We start from the raw sequence: 22,708 nt of genomic DNA, 5'->3' as shown, positions 1-22,708 counted from the left end.
GCCCTGTTCGGGCCTTACAGGGTCAAAGCCTGTTCCAGGCGCGCCCATTCAATCGGCGTTCCCGGCAGGCCAAGGCGAATCCATTGCGGCGCATAGGGAAAGATCCGGCTCCAGATTCCGGCGCGGGCGAGGTGGTCGCGGGCGGTCTCGGCGTCTGGGGTGACGTAAGTGCGAAACAGATGCGTCCCGCCCAGCAGGGTCCAACCCGCGCCCGCCGCCAGGGTATCAAGCCGACCGGTTTCCTGTGCCAGTCGCGCCACCGTGGCACGATGCCAGTCGTGATCGCCCAGGGCCGCGCGTCCGATTTCCAGCGCCGCCCCCGAAACCGGCCAGGGACCAGCCAATTCGGACAACCGTGCCACGGTGGCGCGATCCCCAAAGGCAAAGCCAAGCCGCAGCCCCGCAAGCCCCCAGAACTTGCCGAAGGAGCGCAGCACAATCAACTGACCGCCGTGGGCAAGCGATCCGGCCTGCGCCGCCAGGGACAGCTCTGGCACCGGATCGGCAAAGCTTTCGTCAACGACGAGCCGGCCGACATCGCGGGCCAGATCACAAAGCGTCTGGCGGTCGTGATGGCGCCCGTCGGGGTTGTTGGGATTGACCACAACCGCCAGATCCGCCCCGGCCAGATCCGCCAGTGCAGAGACCTCCTGCACCAGCCACCCATTGGCCGCCAGTGCCGCGCCATGTTCATTATACGTCGGGCCAAGGATGCGCGCCCGCCCCCGCGCCGCGCCCGGCGCCGCGAGCTGCGGCACCAATTGGATCGCCTGTTGCGCGCCCGACAGGGCAACACAGGGGGCATCGCTGGCAAAGGCGCGGGCGGCCTCCGCCAACAGGGCCGACTTCGCCGCTTGGGTGGGCAGATCGGTCCAGACCGATGCGGGCAGCGCGGGCACCGGCCAAGGCTGGCGGTTGATGCCGGTGGACAGATCAATCCAATCGCTGCGGCCCCAATGTGCCTGTGCAAAATCGATATTGCCGCCGTGATCGCGCATCAGAAACTCCAGATTATCAGCGCAGAACACGCCAGCCCAAGCGCCCCCAATCCCATGGCCCGCCGATAAAGCGCAAGCCCCCGGCGCAGGTCGTCCCCTTCTGGATCGCGGGCATCGGCATTCAGCCAGGGTTCCCGGGCGATATGATCGCCATAGATTCGCGGCCCGGACAGGCGGACATCCAGCGCGCCGGCCATGGCCGCCTCGGGCCAGCCGGCATTGGGCGACCGATGGGCCCGCGCATCCGCCACCATCACCCGCAGCGCCCGCAGACCAAAACGCCCCGCAGCCAGTGCAAACAATCCGCCACACAGACGCGCCGGGATCAGATTCACCAGATCGTCGATCCGCGCCGCCGCCCAGCCAAACGCCTCATACCGTTCGGTACGGTGGCCAATCATCGAATCCAGCGTGTTGATCGCCTTGTACGCGGCAATGCCGGGCAGCCCGGCCACGGCCCCCCAAAACAGCGGCGCGACAATTCCGTCCGAACTGTTCTCGGCCAGACTTTCCAACGCCGCGCGGCTAATCCCGGCGGTGTCCAGCTGCGCAGGATCGCGCCCGACGATCATTGACAGCGCGTAACGCGCCTCGGCCAGTGCATCTGTGTCCGGGGGGTCGGTACTCAGCGCGGCGTTCAGCGGGTCGGCGACGGCAACAACATGTTCATGCATCGCGCGCAGGGCCACTAACGGCCATGCCAGCACACCGCCGATCACGATCCCAAGCCAGCCCGAGGGCAGCAGGCTTTGCAGCAGCGCGCCGCAAAACGCCGCCAAGACAATCACCAGCAGCGCGGCCAGCGTGCCGCGCGCGCGCCGCCCTGCGCCCGGATGGTTCAACCGCCGTTCAAGGCCGGAAATCACAGCGCCAAGCCATGTCACCGGGTGGCCGATCCTTTGGAACACCGGCTTTGGCCAGCCGATCGCCACATCCAGCGCCATCGCAATCAACATCATCGCGGCAAAGTTCATCACGCGCCTCCACGAAATTGCAGGACATGGCGCAGCCCTGCGGCGCGCAGGGTCTCTGCCCCGGTCGACGGCACGTTGCCGGGCGAGAAGATCAGCCCCCGCGCACAGCCGGTATGGGCGCGCAGCCAGCCAAGCGCGCCCAAGTCGCGCGCCAGATCCGGGGTTGGATCGCCCTCTGGCCCGCGCATCGCCTGACACCGCGCGGCACTTTCGCTGGCCAGGGCCGCGATATCAGGCAGGTTTCGGGCCTGCCTCCATGGTGCGATCAGGTCGGAAATATCAGGAAAGGCCTGATCCTGCGGCTCGGTCCAGCGCGCACCACCCCAAAACCCACCCAGGATCTCATATCGGGGTTGGCCCGGCAGATCAGCCAGACAATCGCCCACTCGCGACGCCCATAGCAGACGCGACGGGGCGGCAAAGGCCAGCGGATCGGACGCACCTTCAAACCGGACGCAGGCCCGCGCCAGATCCAATGGCCGGCCCCGCCACCCGGCAAGCTGCGCCAGCGCCACCAGTCGCGCGCTGGACACGCCGGTGCCAAAGCCAAGTTGCGCCAACGCACGCATGCGGATCGTCCCCCGCAAGCGCAGCCCAAGCGGCGTCAGGAACCGACGCACCTGTTGTGCCGTCAGACCCACCCCATATAGCCGCAGACCCTGCGCCGCCGGATAATGCCACAGCCGCACGCCAAGCGCCGGACAGGGCAAGGTGACCAGCGCCACCGGCCCATCACAGCCAATCCGCCCCTGCATCCATTCGCCGAAATGGCCCGCGACACATAGATCTGTCATTGTGCGCCCAGATTGACGCCAGCCACAGAATTGACACAAGCCACGGACCAGCCCGCCGCGCCCGATGGCACGACAAGCCGCGTGATCGACAACGGGGCCACCTGAAACGCCAACGCAGCCGGGATCGAGCCCAGGGCATGGGCCAGCCCGGCGCGCACCACCCCGGCATGGGCGACCACCGCGATCCGGCCGCCCTGCCCGGCCAAGTCTGTCAGCGCGGGCTGAACCCGGGCACAGAGATCGGCGAAACTTTCGCCCTGCGGCGGGCGATGCCGGGCCAAGTCAGACGCCGCAAGCGGGCCAAGATCGGGCAGATCGCCATAGGCCACGCCCTCCCATGATCCGAAATCCTGCTCCCATAGGCGGGCATCCTGCGCAGGTGTTTGATCGGGCCAAAGCGCCGCGGCGGTTTGCAAACAGCGCAAAGCCGGGCTGGCCACCAACCGCGCCGCGCCAATGCGCAGACGCAGATCGGCCAGAACCCTGTCGGGCGGAATACGCGCGCTGACATCACGCCGCCCGGCCAGACAACCGCCGTCACAGGCCGGCGCATGGCGGATCAAAATCAATTCGGTCCCGGCGCTGGCATCCATCACGATATTGTCCCTTTCTCACTCCGGCTGTTTCTGCTTTATCGACCGGCGGGGAACAAGAGGCAGGATGCAGATCACCAATGGCGCGCATAGTTCTGATCACTGGCGGGGCGCGGTCCGGCAAAAGCGTCCTGGCGGAAAAACGCGTTCTAGAGACCGCCTCCAAGGCGCATTACATCGCCACAGCCCAGGCATTTGATGCGGAAATGACGGCGCGTATTGCCACCCACCGCGACCGGCGTGGCCCCGAATGGCACACGCATGAGGCCCCGCTTGATCTGCTGGCGGCCTTGCGCGACACCGATGACGCCCCGCGTCTGGTTGACTGCCTGACATTATGGCTGAGCAATCTGATCCTTGCAGAAATGGACTGGGAAAGCCGGGCGCGTGACATGCTGGCCGCCCTTCCCGATCTGCACCATCCGGTTGTCTTCGTCAGCAACGAACTGGGCATGGGGATCGTGCCGGACAATCCGCTGGCACGGCGTTTTCGCGATGCGGCGGGCACGCTTAACCAATGGGTCGCGACCCAAGCCGACGAGGTGATCCTGTCTGTCTCCGGCCTGCCACTGAAAGTGAAGTAACATATGAAACTCAATAAACTATCCGAGGTCGCAACCCTTGCCGACCACCTGCCCGAAGCCGACACCGCCCAAGAGGCCGCCGCACGCGCCCACCAGGACGCGCTGACCAAGCCGCACGGTGCGCTGGGACGGCTTGAGGATCTGGCGATCTTCATGGCGGGATGGCGCGGCACGGATCGCCCCGACATCACCAAGGCGCAGGCCCTTGTTTTCGCCGGAAATCACGGCATCTGTGCCCAGGGTGTGAACCCGTTTCCGCAAGAGGTCACTGCGCAGATGGTGGTGAATTTTGAACAGGGCGGCGCAGCAATCAATCAGCTGTGCCGAGCAAATGGCGCGGATCTGGATGTGATCGCGCTGGATCTGGATCGGCCAACCGCCGATTTCACCCAAGGCCCGGCCATGACCGAGGCCGAAACGCTGGACGCGATGAACCGCGGTGCAGCGGCGGTCGATCCGGGCGCGGATGTCGTGTTGCTGGGCGAGATGGGGATCGGCAATTCCACCATTGCCGCCGCATTGGCCTGCGCGCTGTTCAAAGGCACAGCCGCCGATTGGGTGGGGCCGGGCACGGGATCGGATGCGGCCGGGGTGGCGCGCAAAATCGCCGCTATCGAGGCCGGGCTGGCCCTGCATGGTGACAAGTCACCGATCGACGTTCTGGCCGCGTTTGGCGGGCGGGAACAGGCTGCGATCTGTGGTGCGGTTCTGGCCGCGCGCAAACAGGGCATTCCGGTGATCCTTGACGGGTTCATCTGCACCTCGGCGGCGGCGGTGTTGTATGCCGTTGACCCACGGCTGCTGGATCATTGTCTGGTGGGGCATATGTCGGCAGAACCGGGTCATCGCCGCCTGCTGAAGGCGCTCGACAAACGGGCTGTGCTGGAATTTGACATGCGCCTTGGCGAAGGCTCGGGCGCGGCGCTGGCGCTTGGCATCCTGCGTTCTGCGCTGGCCTGTCACAATGGCATGGCGACCTTTGCACAGGCCGGGGTCAGCGCGGCATGATCCGACGCGAGGCCCATCTCGCGCTGGTATTGATGACACGGCTGCCCCTGCCCCGATTGGCCGAACCTGTGCCGGCAATCGGGCGCGCGGCCTGGGCCTTTGCGTTGGTGGGTCTGGTGGTCGGCGGGCTAAGCGCCGCTGTGCTGGTTGTGTTGCTTGGCCTTGGTCTGCCGCCGTCGCTGGCCGCAGGTGGGGCGCTGGTCGCGCAGGTTCTGCTGACCGGCGCGCTGCACGAAGACGGGCTGGCCGATATGGTCGATGGCGTCTGGGGCGGGCAGGACCGGGCCCGGCGGCTGGAGATCATGCGCGACAGCCGGATTGGCAGCTACGGCACGCTCGCGTTGGTTCTGTCGATCGGGTTGCGTTGGCAGGCGCTGGCGGTGCTGGCGGCCAATCCCGCGTTCGCCAGTCCCGCGTTTACCTGTGGCGCGATCCTTGCTGTCGCGATGAGCAGCCGCAGCTGCGTCACCTTGGCGCTGGCGCTTTTGCCGGCGGCACGCGCCGACGGTCTGGGCCAAAGCGCAACCGGGGTGGGCCGTTCCGCCGTATTTCTGGCGCTGATCCTGGGGCTTGTCCCGGTGCTGGCGCTGGCCTTTTTCGGCGGATCACCCGCCCCATTATTTATCCTGCCGGTTCAGGCGCTGGCGCTGTTCATCATCGCCCGGCTCGCCCTGACGCGCCTTGGCGGTCAGACCGGCGATGTGCTGGGCGCAACCCAGCAGGTGACCGAAATCGCCGGGTTGCTTGCGCTGGCGGCACGATAGGCCACCGCCAGCCTGCTGTTTTACTTGCGTCAGAACATCCGCGGCGCGCGATCCTAACGCTTTTTCATCGCATCCAGCAAAGCCGCGCCAAGCGCGCTTTGCCCTGGATCGGCGGGCTTGTTCCGGTCGTGGCCACCAGCATTATGCGGCTTGCGCCCCTTTGGCCCGGACGGCCCACGGGAATTCTGATCGGGCTTGCCGCGACCTGAGCCGGATTTTTGTCCGGCTCTCTGGCCCGTATTCTGGCCACCCTCCTGACCGGCACCGCCATCCTTGCGCATGCTGAGACCGATGCGTTTGCGGGCAACGTCGACCTCGGTCACGCGAACACGCACCACATCGCCGGCTTTCACCACCTCATGCGGGTCTTTGACAAACCGGTCGGCCAATTGGCTGACATGCACCAGACCGTCCTGATGCACGCCGACATCGACAAAGGCACCAAAGGCCGCCACATTGGTCACCGTGCCCTCCAGCGACATGCCGGGTTTCAGATCGGTGATCGCGTCAATACCTTCTGCGAAGCTTGCGGTTTTGAAGGTCGGGCGCGGGTCACGGCCCGGCTTTTGCATCTCGGCCAGAATATCGCGCACCGTCGGCAGACCGAAACTGGCATCGACGAAATCCTCGGCCCGCAGACCGGACAAAAGCTGCTCTTGCCCCATGATCTGGCGGATGTCGCGGCCACAAGCCTTTTCAATCCGACGCGCCACATCATAGGCTTCGGGGTGCACGGACGACGCATCCAGCGGTTCCGCCCCGTCGCGAATGCGCAGGAATCCTGCGCATTGCTCAAACGCCTTGGGGCCGACACCCGCCACCTTTTTCAATGCCTTGCGCGAGGCAAAGGCCCCTTCGCTGTCGCGATGCGCCACAATATTGGCCGCCAATGACGGGCCAAGCCCGGCGACATGTGCCAACAGCGGCGCGGATGCCGTGTTCAGATCCACGCCCACCGCGTTCACCGCATCTTCGACCACCGCCTCAAGCGCCTTGCCCAATTGCCGTTGGTCAACATCGTGCTGATATTGGCCGACGCCGATGCTTTCCGGCGTGATCTTGACCAATTCCGCCAGTGGATCTTGCAGACGGCGGGCAATCGACACCGCGCCACGAATGCTGACATCCAGATCGGGGAATTCCTTGGCCGCCAATTCCGACGCCGAATAGACCGAGGCCCCGGCCTCGGACACCACAACGCTGGTTGGCTTGGGACCGGCGGGCAGCCGTTTCAGCGCATCCGCGACAAACCGTTCGGTTTCGCGGCTGGCGGTGCCGTTGCCGATGGCGATCAGCTCGATGTTATGTTTGCGGATCAGGTGCAGCACCTGTTCCTCGGCCCCGCGCAAATCCCGCTTTGGCGGGAAGGGGTACATCGTCGCATGATCCAGCAGCTTGCCGGTGGCATCCACCACCGCCGCCTTGACCCCGGTGCGAATACCGGGATCAAGCCCCAGGGTCGCCTTGCTGCCCGCAGGGGCCGCCAGCAACAGATCCTTCAAGTTGCGGGAAAACACCCGGATGGCTTCGTCATGGGCGCGGCGACGCAGATCGGTCAAAAGGTCCATGTACATTGTCAGGCTCAACTTGACCCGCCATGTCCAACCCGCCGCATCGCGCAGCCAGGCATCCCCCGGTCCATCACCGGGAATGCCGATGGCATGGGCGACAATGCCGACCGCACGCTCTGGGCCGGTCTCGGGCTCTGGCTCGATCCCGAGGCTGACAATTTCCTCTTTCGCGGCACGCATGATCGCCAGCGCCCGGTGGGCGGGGATATTGGCCCATTTCTCGCTGTGATCGAAATAATCGGAAAACTTGGCGCCGGCCTCTTCCTTGCCCTTCTGGACCTTGGCGGTGATCACCGCCTCTTTCATCATGTAATCGCGCAGACGGCCAAGAAGGTCGGCGTTCTCCGTCAGCTCTTCGCCCAGAATGTCGCGCGCGCCGTCCAGCGCCGCTTTGACCGTTTCGACAGTCTCGCCCAGATAGCCCTGTGCCAGAGTTTCCGGCGCCGCACCGCGATTGGTTTGAATGGCGCGCAACAGCGGCTCCAGCCCGTTTTCGCGGGCGATCATCGCCTTGGTGCGCCGTTTGGGTTTATACGGCAGATAGATGTCTTCCAGCGTCGCCTTGCTGGTCGCGCCGGCAATCGACCGCGCCAGCGCATCGGTCAGCTTGCCCTGCGATTTGATCGAATCAAGGATGCTGGCCCGCCGCTTTTCCATCTCGCGCAGATAAACCAGCCGGTCGCCCAGCGTCCGCAATTGCGTGTCATCCAGCCCGCCGGTCATCTCTTTGCGATACCGCGCGATAAACGGCACCGTCGCGCCGCCGTCCAACAATTCGACCGCGCTTGTCACCTGGGTCGGGCTGGCGGCGATTTCGGTGGCAATGGTGCGGGCAATGCGGTCTGCGATCTGGTCCAAGGTCAGGCTCCTGTCATGCGGGACCATAGTGATACCGGCCCCGCCCGGCCCGCGCCAGCCCCTTCGTTGATCTGGCAGTGATCTAGCGGACAATCTGGCGCGCTGTGCCGACCTCCACTTTCTGCGCCCTCGGCAATCTGCTAGGGGAAGGTGGCATTGGCTGCTGATAAGGGAAAATCATGACGAACAAGCTTGCTGCCGGAAACTGGAAGATGAACGGATCCAACGCGTCAGCGTCCGAGGTTGCGGCGTTGCTGCCGGAGATTGCGGATGTCAGCTGTCAGGTGCTGCTCTGCCCACCGACAACGCTGGTGGCGGCCATGAAAACCTGGGCTGACGGGGCGAATCTTTTGGTGGGCGGGCAGGATTGCCATGCCAATAAATCCGGCGCCCACACCGGCGATGTATCGGCACCGATGCTGGCCGATGCCGGGGCAAGCCATGTTATTCTGGGCCATTCCGAACGCCGCGCCGATCACGGTGAAACCGACAATATGGTTGCCGCCAAGACGGCCGCCGCCCATGCCGCCGGTCTGGTGGCGATTGTCTGTGTCGGGGAAACCGAAGAAGAACGCGATGATGGTCGCGCGCTGGACGTTGTCGGCGCACAGATCGCCGGATCGCTGCCAAAGGGTGTGACCGGCAAAAACACCGTCATCGCCTATGAACCGGTCTGGGCCATTGGCACGGGACGCACACCGACATTGGAACAGATTGGCGAAATGCATGACTTCATGCGGGATGCGCTGTCACAGCAACTGGGGGCCGAGGCCGCCAGCCTGTCGCTGCTCTATGGTGGGTCGGTCAAACCGGGAAATGCGGCGGAAATCTTTGCGGTTTCAAATGTTGACGGCGCATTGGTTGGCGGTGCTTCGCTCAAGGCCGCGGATTTTTCCGGCATCGTCAAGGCGCTCGACGCCGCGTCCTGATGTCAGGCGCTGAGCGGTCTTTTGTCGAAAAGCATTTCGCAATCGCTTCGGACAGGCTAAAGGTGTGAGCGCTAACATCACAGCCATGCCGAACCAGACAAAGAACGCCCCCGTGTGCAGTTCGACCGGGGGCCTTCCACACCAAAATCGCGCCCGCATTCGCGCAGAGGAGACGTAAAATGACCACTATTCTTGATCAACTGAGGGACATGACCGTTGTGGTCGCTGACACCGGAGAAGTCGAAGCGGTCAAAACCCATGCCCCGGTAGATTGCACCACCAACCCGTCATTGGTGTTGGGCGCATTGAAAGACCCGGCCTCCGAGGCGCTGATCGTGCGCGAAATCGAAGCTGGGCAAAAGGCCGGTCTGAGCGCCGCCCAGGTCTGTGACACGCTGACCGTGGCCGTTGGTGTTGAACTCTCGAAACTTGTTCCGGGCCGCGTATCGACCGAGGTTGACGCCTGTCTGTCGTTTGACACCGAAGCGTCGCTGACCCGCGCCCGCGCCATCATCGCCGATTACGCCGCACGTGGCGTCGGCAAGGAACGCATCCTGATCAAACTCGCCTCGACATGGGAAGGCATCCGCGCCGCCGAAGTGCTTCAGGACGAAGGCGTCGATTGCAACCTGACGCTGCTGTTTTCCATGGCCCAGGCCGTGGCCTGCGCCGATGCCGGGGCGTTCCTGATTTCGCCTTTTGTCGGCCGGATCACCGATTGGTACAAAAAATCCGAAGGCGTCGAAAGCTATGCCCCGGACGAAGATCCCGGCGTCAAATCGGTGCGCAAGATCTATGATTATTACAAATCCAACGGCATCGACACCGTGGTCATGGGCGCATCTTTCCGCAACACCGACCAGATCAAGGCGCTGGCGGGCTGTGACCGGCTGACGATCGCGCCGAAACTTCTGGAACAATTGGGCGCGGAAACCGGCACCCTGCCCCGCGCATTGTCGCCTGACAACGCCACCGGCGGCAGCAAGATTGCGATGGACGAAGCGACCTTCCGCTGGGAGATGAACGCAGACGCCATGGCGACCGAAAAACTGGCCGAAGGCATCCGCAACTTTGATGCGGACCACAAGAAACTGATCGCATTGATCGCGGATCGCATGGCCTGATCACCCGCTGAGCCGTCGCTGACGGCCAGCCAATAAAACAAAGGCCGCCAGAGAACCGAGGATCATATCCAACGGTTTTCTGGCGGCCTTTTCACCACGACGCAACCGCCCGAGATTTGACCTCAGGCCACAACCGGCACCCGCCCCGCCATATGATCCACGGTGAAACGCGCCAAATCACGCCGCTCCGCGAGCGACAAAAAGAACATCTCTGACGCTTGGCGCGATCCGCGAGGCGATTCCGCGTCTCGAATCAGAGGGACTTCTGGTCACGGTGCCCAAGCGCGGATTGATGATTCCCCATCTGGATGTGGATTTCGTGCGCGACGCCTATCAGGTGCGGCGCATGATCGAAAATACCGCCGTGTCGGCCATGATTGCCCATCTGAGCGACGGCGAAATCGCAGCTCTGCAAAGCCGTCAGGATCAGCTTGAGGCGGCCCTGCATGACGCCCCGACCGCGGCGGCAACGGCAGAGTTGGTCGATACCATCCAACGCGAAGACTGGGCCATGCATCAACGGTTTGTCGCCTGTCTTGGCAACCAATTGCTGGACAATATCTACCGGGTGACCGCGATCAAGATCCGCATGGCCGTTCAAGCCCGGCTTCAGGTGACCAACGACAATGCGCAACGGGTGATTCAGGAACACGCCCGGATTCTGACAGCGCTGGCCGCCCGCGACGCCGCCGCCACGCAACAGGCGCTGTGCTGGCATATCGACAATTCGCAATCCTTCGCGCTTGGCCTGCCACGGCCCGCCCCACAGGCGCCCCCGGCCCCGTAACTAAGCCCCTTACCAGATGTGTTTATAGCGAAGCGCAGTGAACTCTGTATCGTCCACAGTTAGAGTTATTCGACCTGTGGACGATACAAAAGAAAAGCCCCGGCCTGTGGCCGGGGCGTAAATTGGTGCGGGGTGGCGGATTCGAACCGCCCGGCGGCTTCCGGCTTTGGACCTTAGGCTCTTACACTCGATATGTCGCTTGTCCGTGGCACTCTATCGTTTCCAAGGCCCCGCAGCGCCGCCAGAGTATCCAGTCCAGTATTGATTGTAGCTGTCATGAGTTTATCCATGTTTCCTCCCAGATGCGAAGTGATGACCTTGAACCAGTCAATGCAGAGCCAAGAAACGAAGAGCCACGTTGCGACATCCCCGAGAGGGATACCCAGAGTCACGAGAGCCGAACTCTGAAACTCAAAGTATATTTGGGCAGGGCATGAGGGAAATGCAATACGCTCTCGCAGAAATCTGCGAGAGCGATGTGAAAATGGCGTCTTGTCGTGTGGTACTGCGCGAGTTGCAATCCACACATCTGGTAAGGGGCTTGCCCCATAACGCCCCCCCTTTTTGAAATGTTCATTCGGCGGCCCGGTGTCGACCGGTGTCGCCGGGGCTGCGCCCCTGTGCGGGGGTTCTGTGGTCGGCTCATGACATACACGGTCATCATACCACTTGACAACACGATGATTAACTCACACCCTCTCGGCGACGGCGGGAGATAAGCCGTACATCAGGAGGAGAGATTTTCATGACCATCAATCGCCGCATATTCATGTCCGCCATGGCCGCCACAGCGGTGCTGCCCGTGGCCCGCCCGGTCTTTGCCCAGGGCAAAGGTTTGATCGCAATCATCACCCCCAGCCACGACAACCCGTTTTTCAAAGCCGAGGCCGTCGGCGCCGAAGCGCGTGCCATTGAACTGGGCTATGAGACCCTGATCATGGTGCATGACGATGATCCCAACAAACAATCCGAGCTGTTCGACACCGCCATCGCACGCGGCGCACATGCCATTATCCTCGACAATGCCGGTGCTGATGCCACCGTCGCCCCGGTGCAGCGCGCCAAGGATGCCGGCATTCCGTCGTTCCTGATCGACCGCGAAATCAAGGAATCCGGCATCGCCGTCAGCCAGATCGTGTCCAACAACTATCAAGGGGCCCAGCTGGGCGCCGAAGAATTTGTCATGCTGATGGGCGAGACTGGCAATTACGTCGAATTGGTCGGCCGCGAGGCGGACACCAACGCCGGCATCCGGTCGTCCGGCTATCATGACATCATTGATCAATATCCCGATCTGGTCATGGTCGCACAGCAATCGGCCAATTGGTCCCAGACCGAAGGCTATGAGAAGATGGAAACCATCCTGCAGGCCAATCCCGACATCAAGGGCGTGATCTGTGGCAATGACACCATGGCCATGGGCGCATGGGCGGCGCTTGAGGCTGCCGGTCGCACCGATGTGATTGTGGTCGGCTTTGACGGCTCAAACGATGTGCGCGATTCGATCCTGGCGGGCGGGATCAAGGCGACGGTCCTGCAACCGGCCTATCGTCAGGCCCAGATCGCGGTCGAACAGGCCGACAAATATCTGACCGACGGCACCACCGGCATGGATGAGAAACAGCTGATGGACTGCGTGTTGATCAACGCCGACAACGCCGCGCAGCTGGAAACCTTCGCGCTCGAAGGCTGAGACCACCCCTGAAGTCAACGGGCCTTGATGCGCCTCTGCAATGAGGCCCGTTCAAGTTACCAAAGGAAGCGCCTTATGCGTCCCATTTTGACGTCCATGGCGGTCTTGGGCTGTGCTGCCCTTACGCTGAGCGGTTGCAAGATCGTCAAGACCCCGGACCCGGATTCGGAATCCGCCGCCGCCGAACAACAAACAGACGAAGCGCGTATGGCCGCCTTTGCCGATGAAATCTGGCAACCCAAGGTTCTGCCGACCATTTCCGAGCATCTTGTCGACATGGCGACGTTTCGCGCCGCGCTGGCGGATGGTCTGGATGTGGCCGGCCCGGCGCATGGTCTGCGCCCCGAGGGCGAGGCCAACCCGTGGAATTTTGCCCTGTCCGGCAGTGGCATGATTGTCGAGGCCAACACCGAAAGCCGCGCCGCCAAATTGCTGGTGGACACGGATGCGGATGGCACCGCCGATGTGACGGTTCAGCTTGGCCCGGTGATCCGCGGCACGGCGCTGCGCGATGCCATGCCCTTCCTTGTCTTTACTGATTTCCGCGATCAGATCGAATTTGCCAAACTGGCACGCGCCCTGAATACGATCGCCCACGAGGCCGTGACCCTGCCAACCGGCGACCTGACGGGCAAAACCGCCACATTCGAAGGCGTGTTCACCCTGCGCAACAAGGGTGACAAGATCGAATTGGTGCCAACCGCGTTGCAGGTGGACTGATGGCAGAGGACGCACATCCCATCGGTCTCAGCATTCGGCAGGGCACAAAGGTCTATCCCGGCACGGTCGCGTTGAAGGCGGCGGATTTTGATCTGCGCATGGGCGCGGTCAACGTGTTGGTCGGCGAAAACGGCGCTGGCAAATCCACCATGATGAAGGTGATCGCCGGGGTCGAGACCCTGACATCCGGCACGATCACGATGGAAGGCGAGGAAGTGCGCCTGACAACAACAGAAGAGGCCGCCGCCCGCGGCATCGGCATTGTGTTTCAGGAATTGAACCTGTTTCCCAACCTGTCGGTGGCCGACAATATCTTTATGGCGCGCGAAAAGACCCGGTTGCGCATCGACATCGACAAGGCCGGTCAGCGCGCCGCCACCCGCAAACTGATGCAGCGGCTGGAACATGACATTGATCCCGATGCTCTGGTCGGGGAATTAAAGGTCGGCCAGCAGCAGATTGTCGAGATTGCCAAAAGTCTGGCGCAAGATGCCCGCATCCTGATCCTGGATGAGCCGACCTCGGCGCTGTCGGCATCCGAGGTCGAAATCCTGTTCCGGGTGATCGACGATCTGAAACGCGATGGCGTCGGTATCGTCTATATTTCGCACCGGCTGGAGGAGCTGATCCGCGTTGGCGACTATATCACCGTGCTGCGCGATGGCGTAATCACCGGCGCGCGGTCGATGCAGGGCGTCGATGTGCCGTGGATCGTGCGCAACATGATCGGCGACGCAAGCAAGGATTTCCCCAAAACGCTGGACCAGCCTTTTGGCGAGGAGGTGTTTCGCGCCACCGACATTCGCCTGCCCAACACCACCGGTGGTTTCACCGTCGATGGCGTGTCGATGTCACTGCGCGCGGGCGAAATCCTTGGGGTTTATGGTCTTATGGGCGCGGGGCGCACCGAATTTGTGGAATCCGTCATGGGCCGCTATCCACATGCCACCGGCACGGTGCATGTCGCCGGTGAACCGGTGAAATCGCGCCATGTAGCGGACCGCATCGCCAAGGGTCTGGCCCTGATCCCCGAGGATCGCAAATCCGACGGTCTGGTGCAGATCCTGTCGATCCGGGAAAACATGACATTGTCCTCGCTCGGCGATCTGTCGAATTATGGCCATCTGGACCGCCCACGCGAAAAGCGCACCGTGGCGGATTACGTCAAACAGCTGGTGATCAAGATCGCCTCGCCGGAAAATCCGGTCTCGTCCCTGTCGGGGGGCAACCAGCAAAAAGTGGTGATCGGCAAGGCGCTGATGACCAAACCCAAAGTGCTGTTGATGGACGAACCATCGCGCGGCATCGACATCGGCGCCAAGGCCGAGGTGTTTCGCGTGATGCGCGAATTGGCGGCGCAGGGTCTGGGCATCGTCTTTGTCACCTCGGATCTGGAAGAGGTGCTGGGCCTGTCCGACCGGATTGTCGTCATGTCGAACGGCCGGATCACCGGCGAATTCACCAAAGACACCGCCACCGACACCGCATTGATCGCCGCATCGGCGATCGGCCACGCGCCGGTGGCCCATTCTGTACATGAAAATACTGCCGGACCATCACCGGTGACCCCACATAAGGAACCCGCCACATGACGGATATCAGCGCTTCGGCCCCCGCCAGCAGCACCAATGCGCTGCTGGTTCTGCTCAAGGCCCGGACATTTATCGCCCTGATCCTTGTCGTGGTGTTCTTTTCGATCTTTGCCCCGAACTTCCTTTCGGCGGCGAACATGGTGATCATGTCGAAACACGTCGCGCTAAACGCGTTTCTGGCGATTGGCATGACCTTTGTGATCATATCCGGCGGCATTGATCTTTCGGTGGGCTCGATCGTCGGCTTGTGCGGCATGGTCGCGGGGTATCTTCTGTTGAACGGCATAGATCTTGGCCTTGGCTGGTCGATCCAGTTCAACACCCTGGAAATCTGTTTGATGGTATGTGTGGTCGGGGTGTTTATCGGGGCGATCAATGCGTTTTTGATCACCCGGTTAAACGTCGCACCCTTCATTGCCACGCTTGGCACGCTTTATGTGGCGCGCGGCGCGGCGATGCTGTCGTCGGATGGCCGCACCTTCCCCAACCTGAACGGCAACGCGGATTATGGATCGGACACGTTCCGTTTTATCGGCTCTGGCGATGTGCTGGGCATTCCGGTGTCGATCTGGATGCTAATCGCTGTCGGCCTGATCGCTGCTTATATCGCCACGCGCACGCCGCTGGGGCGGTTCATCTATGCGGTTGGCGGCAATGAACGCGCGGCGGGGCTGTCGGGGGTCAAGGTCAATCAGGTCAAATTCTTTGTCTATATGTTCTCGGGCCTTTGTGCCGCGCTGGTCGGCATCATCATCTCGTCGCAACTGGTTGCGGCCCACCCCGCCACCGGCAACACATTCGAGCTGAACGCCATCGCCGCCGCTGTGCTTGGCGGGACATCCATGGCGGGCGGACGCGGGCGGATTGGCGGCACGATTGTGGGCGCTTTTGTGATTGGCGTCTTGTCCGACGGGCTTGTGATGATGGGCGTGTCCAGCTTCTGGCAAACCGTGATCAAAGGTCTGGTGATCATTGCCGCCGTGGTCATCGACCAGGCCCAGGAACGGGTGCAGGCGCGCGTCGCCCTGCAACAACAGGCCGCGATCAGCTAGGATCAGGCAAACGGGTCGACCACCCTGGCCCCGGTCGGCAGAAGATCAGAGGTATTGCCCGTGACAACCGCACCGTCGCGGGCAATCGCCTGAGCGGCAATCATCAAATCCGCACCGGGATGTCCCAGCCGCGCCGACAGCTGCCCCCAGATCAGCGCATCTTCGGCGGTGAAATCCAGTATCCGGTCGGAAAACACCGCAACCGTGCGGTCCAGCCAAAGCCGAAGATCATGGGCGAATTCCGGGTTTTTCGGTTCTTGCAGACAGATGCCGCGCTCGATCTCGCCCAGGGTGATGACACTTAGGTATAATGTGCTTTCAGTGGCCTGTGACAGCCATGCCGCCACCTTTGGCGCGCGTTCGCTGCGGCGCAGGGCGGAAATCACATTGGTGTCGAGGATATGGATCAAAACGCCACATCGCGCGGGCGCACCTTGGCGCGCGGCACGTCGGTCTCAGTGCCAGGATGGGTGCCGGGAAAGGCCAGCAGGTGATCGGCAAAGCTTTCGCGTTCGGCCTTGGCCGCGGTGACCAGCCGGTGATATTCCTCGGCCGAGATCACCACAACCGCGGGCTTGCCCCGGCGTGATACGGCCTGGGGGCGACCGGACAGTGCCGCTTCGACCACCGCGCTGAATCGGTTTTTGGCATCTTGCAATGTAAGCATTCCGGCCTCCTGCGCGGCAACAACTGGCTAGCTACCTGTCTAGATAGGCGCAAAGCGGCAGAATTTCAAGCCCCGTGTATCAGCCGGTGTATCAGCCAATGCGTCAGCAATTATGCCAACCCAAGGGCCAGCTTGCGCACCTGCCCGCTTGCGCATTGCCGACAGATCACGGAATGTCGCGCCGAGAAATCATTCACTCCGTCTTTAATAGCTGAAAGTACCGCAATGTCTTCTACTGATCATTTCGCGACCGCCCTGATTGACGCCCGCCGCACCGGCGACCGCGTGACACCGGCCTTTGAACCCAATTACACCGAGGCGCTGGAAATTCAGGCCAAGGTGCAAAACGCGATTGGCGAAGTATCGGGGTTCAAAGTCGCCCGTCAGGAAGATGGCCCGCCGATCATGGCGCCGATCCCGGCCAATGCCACGATAGAGCCCGGCACATCGGTGACGACCCGCGATCAAATGGGGATCGAGCTGGAAATCGGTTTCGAATTGATCGCCGATTACACCGCTGACGCCCTGACCCGCCCGCAGGATTTCTTTCGCCCGCGCGTGATGATCGAACTGGTCGACACCCGCATGAGCGGCGCGCCGACCCCGATGCAGAAACTGGCGGACATGCAATTGAACTGCGGGCTTGTTGTTGGCCCCGCGCTGGACGCTTGGGACGGCAGCGATTTCGGTACCGTCACCGCCAGCCTGCGCTGTGGCGACAAGACGATTGTTGACGGCGATGCAACCGTCCCGTTTGGCGCCTCGGCTTTGACCAACCTTGCCCTGCTGTGTGACAATCTTGGCGACCATTGCGGCGGCTTGCAAAAAGGTCAGATCGTGATCACCGGGTCGCTGTCGGGCTGTGAATTCTTTCCGGCGGGCACCGATGTGGTTGGCCATATCGCCGGTTTTGGCGAGGTCAGCTGCCGTTTGACATAACCCGCGTTGCGGGCGGCCCGCGACGATAATCATGGGCCGTGCGCATCCGAAATACCGATAAAAACACCAGCCGCGACGTCAGCCACGGTTGGCCAGCTCGACCTCCAGCAGGTCGACCAGCCGCTGACAGATCGGCGTGATCGGGCGGTCGCGCTTGCGCACCAATTGATAGGGCGACAGAACCAGGCTCTCTTTCATGTTCAGCGTCGCCCATCGCCCGCCGCCCCCGGTGTCCAGCAGGTTCAGAACCTCTTTGGACACGGCGGCAACTGCGTCGCTATCGTGCAAACAGGCCAGAGCCACCAGCAAGGATGCGGTGTCGACAATGTCCTTGGGCATGGCCAGCCCACCGTTCAGAAACGCTTGTTCCACCGCCTCGCGGATTGGCATCCCGCGCCCCTGAATGACCCAGCTGAACTCTGCCAGTTCGCCAAGGCCAAGCCCGGTGCGATCCGCCAGCGGGTGACCGGCCCGCACCAGATATCCAAGTTCCTCGACCCGACCGGGGCGGACCTGCAACAGCTGGCTGTCCATGTCGCGCGACATGCGGCACAACACAACGTCCAGATCCCCACGCAACAAACGTTCCATCAAATCGACACTTGGCGCGACATCAATGCTGACCGTGGCGGATTTGGCCGTGCGCTTCAAATTCTGGACCGCCGGCACCACAACGCCAACCGCCGCGCCGGTCACCGCCCCGATCCGCACCACCCCGGCCCGGCCCCGGCGATAGGCCTCGACCTCTTGTGCGATGCCTTCCAGATCGCCGACCACGGTGCTGGCATGGCTGGCGACCACCTCGCCGATCAGGGTCAACCGCATCCCCTTGGAGTGACGATCAAACAGCGGCTCCCCCACCAGCCTCTCGACCTCGGACAGGGTCCGCGAGGCCGCAGGTTGCGTGATGACCAGCCGCTGCGCCGCAAGCGAGATCTGGCCCGTTTCGGCGATGGCATGCACCAACCGCAAATGCCGCAGCCGGAAATGGGAAATCGGTGTCTTCATCCCAGCATTATACCAGAAAATGCATGTAAGACGTCACAGGTATCATTTGACGGTTATGCAAAAAACGCCAAACTGCGACATGTTCGACACCACGTCGGATTCCAAAGAACAAGACGCACAGATCATTTCACGTGCGCAATGGGAGGATACCATGAAGACTTTCACAACGGGGCTCAGCGCCCTGGCCCTTGGCGTTGGACTTCTGACCGCGCCCGCAATCGCCCAGGACAAAGGCACAATTGGCATCGCCATGCCGACCAAATCCTCGGCGCGTTGGATTTCCGACGGCACATCCATGGTCGAACAATTTGAAGCGGCCGGATACACCGCCGACCTGCAATACGCCGAAGATGACATCCCGAACCAGCTGAACCAGATCGAAAACATGATCACCAAAGGTGTGGATGTTCTGGTCATCGCGGCCATCGACGGCACCACATTGTCGAACGCTCTGGAAAACGCGCATTTCGCCGGAATCAAGACCATCGCCTATGACCGTCTGATCCGTGACAGCGAATATGTCGACTATTACGCCACCTTCGACAACTTCAAGGTTGGCGTGCAACAGGCAACCAGCGTTGTCGATGGCATGAAGGCGCGGTTCCCGGATGTGAAGCCGTGGAATGTCGAACTTTTCGGCGGTTCACCCGACGACAACAACGCCTATTTCTTCTATGATGGTGGCATGTCGGTGCTGCAACCGCTGATCGACGACGGCACAATCAACATCGTGTCGGGCCAGATGGGCATGGACACTGTCGGCACGCTGCGTTGGGATGGTGCGGTCGCACAGGCCCGTATGGATAACCTGTTGTCGGCACATTACACCGACACCACCGTGCATGGTGTGCTCAGCCCCTATGACGGGCTGTCGATTGGCATCCTGTCGTCGCTCAAAGGTGTCGGATATGGCTCTGGCGATCTGGAAATGCCGATTGTGTCGGGCCAGGACGCCGAATTGCAATCCATCAAATCCATCATTGCGGGCGAACAATATTCGACCGTCTTCAAGGACACCCGTGAACTGGCCCGCGTGACCGTGGGCATGGTCGAGGCATTGCTGCAAGGCGGCGAGCCGGAAATCAACGACACCGAAACCTATGACAACGGCGTCAAGGTTGTCCCCTCTTACCTGCTGGAACCGGTCTCGGTTGATGGCTCCAACTACGAGGCGATTGTCCTCGACTCGGGCTATCATTCCAAAGACGACCTGTAATCGCATTATCCAAATACCGCCTGGCCCGCGCTTCTGCGGGCCGGGCGCCACCAAACCTTGGGAGGGGGCCGCTCGTGCAGACGCTGCTGGAAATGCGCAACATCACCAAGACCTTTCCGGGGGTCAAGGCGCTGGACAATGTGAATCTGAAGGTCGCGCAAGGCGAAATTCATGCACTTGTCGGCGAAAACGGAGCCGGGAAATCCACATTGATGAAAGTGTTGTCCGGGGTTTACCCGCAGGGCAGCTATGACGGCGAAATCCATTACGATGGCCAGATCGCCGGATTTGGCGGGATCTCTGACAGCGAAAAGCTGGGCATCATCATCATTCACCAGGAACTGGCGCTGGTGCCGCTGCTGTCGATTGCCGAAAACCTGTTTGTCGGCAATGAAAACGCCAAGGGCGGGATCATCAACTGGCCGGAAACATTCCGCAAGACCGAGGCGCTGTTGAAAAAGGTCGGGCTGGCCGAACAACCCTCTGCCATGGTCGACAGTCTGGGGGTTGGCAAACAACAGCTGGTCGAGATTGCGAAAGCGCTGTCCAAGGATGTGCGCCTGTTGATCCTCGACGAACCCACCGCCGCCCTGTCGGAATCCGACAGTCAGGCGTTGCTGGATCTGCTGCTGGAACTCAAGGAACAGGGCGTGACCTCGATTGTCATCAGCCACAAACTGAACGAAGTGCGCCGCATTGCCGATACCATCACCGTGATCCGCGATGGCGCAACCGTGTCGACGCTGGACGCGAAAAAGGAACCGATCACCGAAGACCGCATCGTGCATGACATGGTTGGTCGCGATATGTCGGCGCGCTATCCCGAACGGGAACGCCGCGCCGGGGACAAGCTTTTGGAAGTGCAGAACTGGAACGTCTGGCACCCCGAACATGCCACCCGTCAGGTGATCCGCGACATCAATTTCCATGTCCGCGCCGGCGAGGTTGTCGGCATTGCCGGGCTGATGGGGGCCGGGCGCACCGAACTGGCGATGAGCCTGTTTGGCCGCAGCTATGGCCGCAACATCACCGGCAGCGTCAAACTGCGCGGCAAGGACATCGACACATCCACCGTCGCCGCCGCGATCCGCAATGGGCTGGCCTATGTCACCGAAGACCGCAAGGAACTTGGCCTGATCCTCGAAGACAGCATTCAACGCAACATCACCCTGGCCAATCTGCCGGATGTGGCGAAATCAGGCGTCATCAACGAAGCCGAGGAAACCAAGGTCGCCGAACAATATCGCGGCGCAATGCGCATCCGCACGCCCAGCGTGTTCCAGAAGGTAATGAACCTCTCTGGCGGCAATCAGCAGAAGGTTGTGCTGTCGAAATGGCTGTTCACCGGGCCAGAGGTTCTGATCCTGGATGAGCCAACCCGCGGCATCGACGTGGGTGCAAAATTCGAAATCTACGGCATCATCAATGATCTTTCTGCCGCTGGCAAAGGCGTGCTGATGATCAGCTCTGAAATGCCGGAACTCTTGGGCATGTGCGATCGTGTCTATGTCATGAACCAAGGCGGTTTCGTCGGCGAGCTTTCCGCCGAAGACGCCAGCCAAGAGCGCATCATGTCGCTCATCGTAACCGAATAGGAGGTCCGTGAAATGACCGATTCCGCCCCTCAGGACCAGGCCGCAAAACCCGAAAACGGGATTGCCGGCTATCTCGCCGGACATTTGCGCGAATATGGGCTTTTGTTCGCGCTGATTGCGATCATGGTGTTTTTTCAGATCGTCACCAACGGCACGCTTTTGAAGCCGGTGAACATCACCAATCTGTTTCTGCAAAACAGCTATATCATCATCATGGCGCTTGGCATGCTGGTGGTCATTGTGGGGGGCAATATCGACCTCTCGGTCGGTTCTGTCATGGGATTTGTCGGCGCGCTTGCGGCGGTGATGATCGTCAACTGGGAGGTGCCGGTCGGCCTGACCATTCTTGCCTGTCTGGTGGTTGGCATCCTGATCGGTGCGGCCCAGGGGTATTGGGTTGCCTATTGGAAAATCCCCAGCTTTATCGTGACCTTGGCGGGCATGCTGGTGTTTCGCGGGCTGTCGCTTTGGCTGCTTGAGGGGCAATCTGTCGGTCCCTTCCCGAAATCCTTTCAGCTTCTGTCGACGGGGTTTGTCCCTGATGTCTTTGGCGTCGGGCGGCCCAATGCCACGGCCCTTGCCGTCGGGATCATTGCCGCCGGCGCCAGCGTCTGGATGGGTCTGCGCAAACGCGCCCGCAACAAGGCTTATGGGATCGAGGACGAACCGACAGCGTTCTTCATTGCCCGCAATGTGATTGTGGCCGGCGCGCTGTTGTTCGTGATCTACAAATTGTCGACCTTTCGCGGATTGCCAAACGTGCTGATCACCATGGGCATTCTGACAATCATCTATGCCTTTCTGACCGAACAGACGACAATTGGCCGCCGGATCTATGCGCTTGGCGGCAATGAAAAGGCCGCGAAACTTTCGGGCATCCCCACCGAACGGCTGACGTTCCTGACCTTCGTCAACATGGGGTTGCTGGCGGCGCTGGCGGGTCTGATCTTTGCTGCGCGGCTGAACACCGCAACGCCCAAGGCCGGTTTCGCGGTCGAGCTGGACGTGATCGCGGCGGTGTTTATCGGCGGCGCGTCGATGTCCGGCGGCGTGGGCAAGATTGTCGGCGCGGTTGTCGGTGCCTTTATCATGGGCGTGATGAACAACGGCATGTCGATCATGGGCATCGGCATTGATTATCAACAGGTGATCAAGGGCCTCGTGCTGCTCGCTGCCGTGATCTTCGATGTCTACAACAAACAAAAACAAGGCTAAAGGCAGCGGTGCGCCGTCGAGGCGCAC

At 61.7% G+C, this 22,708-nt stretch carries 22 protein-coding genes; 14 read left to right on the top strand and 8 right to left on the bottom strand.

The genetic code is table 11. The features are described from left to right. Positions 1–14: 14 nt before the first annotated feature. Genes cobD through Q4577_RS18740 form a run of 4 tightly spaced genes read right to left on the bottom strand, consistent with a single transcriptional unit; the run spans position 15 to position 3,359 of the window. Positions 15–998 (bottom strand): threonine-phosphate decarboxylase CobD, encoded by a 984-nt coding sequence (gene cobD, locus Q4577_RS18755; RefSeq protein ID WP_303471749.1) that lies wholly within the window; start codon positions 996–998, stop codon positions 15–17. After that, positions 998–1,972 carry an adenosylcobinamide-phosphate synthase CbiB gene (gene cbiB / locus Q4577_RS18750; protein WP_303471747.1) on the bottom strand — a complete coding sequence of 325 codons (975 nt, stop codon included), beginning with the start codon at positions 1,970–1,972 and terminating at the stop codon, positions 998–1,000. Before cbiB ends, cobD begins: the two co-directional genes overlap by 1 nt. Beyond that, positions 1,972–2,766, bottom strand: coding sequence for a propanediol utilization protein (locus Q4577_RS18745; RefSeq protein ID WP_303471744.1), 795 nt, complete (start codon positions 2,764–2,766; stop codon positions 1,972–1,974). Before Q4577_RS18745 ends, cbiB begins: the two co-directional genes overlap by 1 nt. After that, complete coding sequence (locus Q4577_RS18740) at positions 2,763–3,359, bottom strand: histidine phosphatase family protein (RefSeq protein ID WP_303471792.1); 597 nt, start codon at positions 3,357–3,359, stop codon at positions 2,763–2,765. Before Q4577_RS18740 ends, Q4577_RS18745 begins: the two co-directional genes overlap by 4 nt. 80 nt (positions 3,360–3,439) lie before the next feature. On the opposite strand from Q4577_RS18740, the gene cobU reads away from it, so the two are divergent. From cobU to cobS, 3 genes are read left to right on the top strand one after another with little or no spacing between them, the layout of a single operon-like run. Further along, positions 3,440–3,943, top strand: coding sequence for a bifunctional adenosylcobinamide kinase/adenosylcobinamide-phosphate guanylyltransferase (cobU, locus tag Q4577_RS18735; protein ID WP_303471742.1), 504 nt, complete (start codon positions 3,440–3,442; stop codon positions 3,941–3,943). A 3-nt stretch (positions 3,944–3,946) separates the two neighbouring features. Beyond that, positions 3,947–4,951 carry a nicotinate-nucleotide--dimethylbenzimidazole phosphoribosyltransferase gene (gene cobT, locus Q4577_RS18730; RefSeq protein WP_303471739.1) on the top strand — a complete coding sequence of 335 codons (1,005 nt, stop codon included), beginning with the start codon at positions 3,947–3,949 and terminating at the stop codon, positions 4,949–4,951. Further along, the gene (gene cobS / locus Q4577_RS18725; protein WP_303471737.1) at positions 4,948–5,715 is read left to right on the top strand and encodes an adenosylcobinamide-GDP ribazoletransferase; all 768 of its coding nucleotides are present in this window, start codon (positions 4,948–4,950) and stop codon (positions 5,713–5,715) included. The genes cobT and cobS overlap by 4 nt, the downstream gene beginning before the upstream one ends. Positions 5,716–5,768: 53 nt before the next feature. Here the strand turns inward: cobS and Q4577_RS18720 are convergent, their stop codons facing one another. Then, positions 5,769–8,144: a Tex family protein gene (locus tag Q4577_RS18720; protein ID WP_303471735.1), complete on the bottom strand. Its 2,376-nt coding sequence runs from the start codon at positions 8,142–8,144 to the stop codon at positions 5,769–5,771. Between the two features lie 179 nt (positions 8,145–8,323). Between Q4577_RS18720 and tpiA the strand changes: the two genes are divergently transcribed. The 7 genes from tpiA (at position 8,324) to Q4577_RS18685 (ending at position 16,041) form a co-directional block, all read left to right on the top strand. Beyond that, on the top strand, positions 8,324–9,073 hold the full coding sequence (gene tpiA, locus Q4577_RS18715) for a triose-phosphate isomerase (RefSeq protein ID WP_303471732.1): 750 nt from the start codon (positions 8,324–8,326) through the stop codon (positions 9,071–9,073). 179 nt (positions 9,074–9,252) lie between these two features. Next, the gene (tal, locus tag Q4577_RS18710; protein ID WP_303471730.1) at positions 9,253–10,197 is read left to right on the top strand and encodes a transaldolase; all 945 of its coding nucleotides are present in this window, start codon (positions 9,253–9,255) and stop codon (positions 10,195–10,197) included. A gap of 292 nt (positions 10,198–10,489) precedes the next feature. Then, on the top strand, positions 10,490–10,984 hold the full coding sequence (locus Q4577_RS18705; protein WP_303471727.1) for an FCD domain-containing protein: 495 nt from the start codon (positions 10,490–10,492) through the stop codon (positions 10,982–10,984). A 745-nt stretch (positions 10,985–11,729) separates the two neighbouring features. Then, positions 11,730–12,677 (top strand): D-ribose ABC transporter substrate-binding protein, encoded by a 948-nt coding sequence (locus Q4577_RS18700; protein ID WP_244691174.1) that lies wholly within the window; start codon positions 11,730–11,732, stop codon positions 12,675–12,677. A gap of 75 nt (positions 12,678–12,752) precedes the next feature. Next, positions 12,753–13,397 carry a DUF2291 family protein gene (locus tag Q4577_RS18695; RefSeq protein ID WP_303471723.1) on the top strand — a complete coding sequence of 215 codons (645 nt, stop codon included), beginning with the start codon at positions 12,753–12,755 and terminating at the stop codon, positions 13,395–13,397. Beyond that, positions 13,397–14,989: a sugar ABC transporter ATP-binding protein gene (locus Q4577_RS18690; RefSeq protein WP_303471721.1), complete on the top strand. Its 1,593-nt coding sequence runs from the start codon at positions 13,397–13,399 to the stop codon at positions 14,987–14,989. Before Q4577_RS18695 ends, Q4577_RS18690 begins: the two co-directional genes overlap by 1 nt. Beyond that, positions 14,986–16,041 (top strand): ABC transporter permease, encoded by a 1,056-nt coding sequence (locus Q4577_RS18685; RefSeq protein ID WP_244691177.1) that lies wholly within the window; start codon positions 14,986–14,988, stop codon positions 16,039–16,041. Before Q4577_RS18690 ends, Q4577_RS18685 begins: the two co-directional genes overlap by 4 nt. Positions 16,042–16,043: 2 nt before the next feature. Here Q4577_RS18685 and Q4577_RS18680 read toward each other — a convergent pair whose 3' ends face one another. Together Q4577_RS18680 and Q4577_RS18675 are read right to left on the bottom strand one after the other, a co-directional pair. Beyond that, positions 16,044–16,451 (bottom strand): type II toxin-antitoxin system VapC family toxin, encoded by a 408-nt coding sequence (locus Q4577_RS18680; RefSeq protein ID WP_303471718.1) that lies wholly within the window; start codon positions 16,449–16,451, stop codon positions 16,044–16,046. Continuing rightward, positions 16,448–16,708: a type II toxin-antitoxin system Phd/YefM family antitoxin gene (locus Q4577_RS18675; protein WP_303471715.1), complete on the bottom strand. Its 261-nt coding sequence runs from the start codon at positions 16,706–16,708 to the stop codon at positions 16,448–16,450. Before Q4577_RS18675 ends, Q4577_RS18680 begins: the two co-directional genes overlap by 4 nt. Positions 16,709–16,933: 225 nt before the next feature. On the opposite strand from Q4577_RS18675, the gene Q4577_RS18670 reads away from it, so the two are divergent. Then, on the top strand, positions 16,934–17,647 hold the full coding sequence (locus Q4577_RS18670) for a hydratase (RefSeq protein ID WP_303471713.1): 714 nt from the start codon (positions 16,934–16,936) through the stop codon (positions 17,645–17,647). Positions 17,648–17,725: 78 nt separating this feature from the next. Here the strand turns inward: Q4577_RS18670 and Q4577_RS18665 are convergent, their stop codons facing one another. Next, positions 17,726–18,655 carry a LysR substrate-binding domain-containing protein gene (locus tag Q4577_RS18665; RefSeq protein WP_303471711.1) on the bottom strand — a complete coding sequence of 310 codons (930 nt, stop codon included), beginning with the start codon at positions 18,653–18,655 and terminating at the stop codon, positions 17,726–17,728. A gap of 151 nt (positions 18,656–18,806) precedes the next feature. On the opposite strand from Q4577_RS18665, the gene chvE reads away from it, so the two are divergent. The 3 genes from chvE to mmsB all read left to right on the top strand — a co-directional run bounded on the left by chvE (position 18,807) and on the right by mmsB (position 22,681). Beyond that, positions 18,807–19,871: a multiple monosaccharide ABC transporter substrate-binding protein gene (gene chvE, locus Q4577_RS18660; RefSeq protein ID WP_303471709.1), complete on the top strand. Its 1,065-nt coding sequence runs from the start codon at positions 18,807–18,809 to the stop codon at positions 19,869–19,871. Positions 19,872–19,945: 74 nt separating this feature from the next. Next, positions 19,946–21,466, top strand: coding sequence for a multiple monosaccharide ABC transporter ATP-binding protein (gene mmsA, locus Q4577_RS18655; protein WP_303471706.1), 1,521 nt, complete (start codon positions 19,946–19,948; stop codon positions 21,464–21,466). Positions 21,467–21,478: 12 nt separating this feature from the next. Then, positions 21,479–22,681 (top strand): multiple monosaccharide ABC transporter permease, encoded by a 1,203-nt coding sequence (gene mmsB / locus Q4577_RS18650; RefSeq protein WP_303471703.1) that lies wholly within the window; start codon positions 21,479–21,481, stop codon positions 22,679–22,681. Positions 22,682–22,708: the final 27 nt, after the last annotated feature.

Source organism: Marinovum sp. 2_MG-2023 (assembly GCF_030548265.1).
Taxonomy (GTDB): domain Bacteria; phylum Pseudomonadota; class Alphaproteobacteria; order Rhodobacterales; family Rhodobacteraceae; genus Marinovum.
The sequence above is the reverse complement of the archived record's forward strand: the minus strand, read 5'-3'. Positions and strand labels throughout refer to the sequence as shown.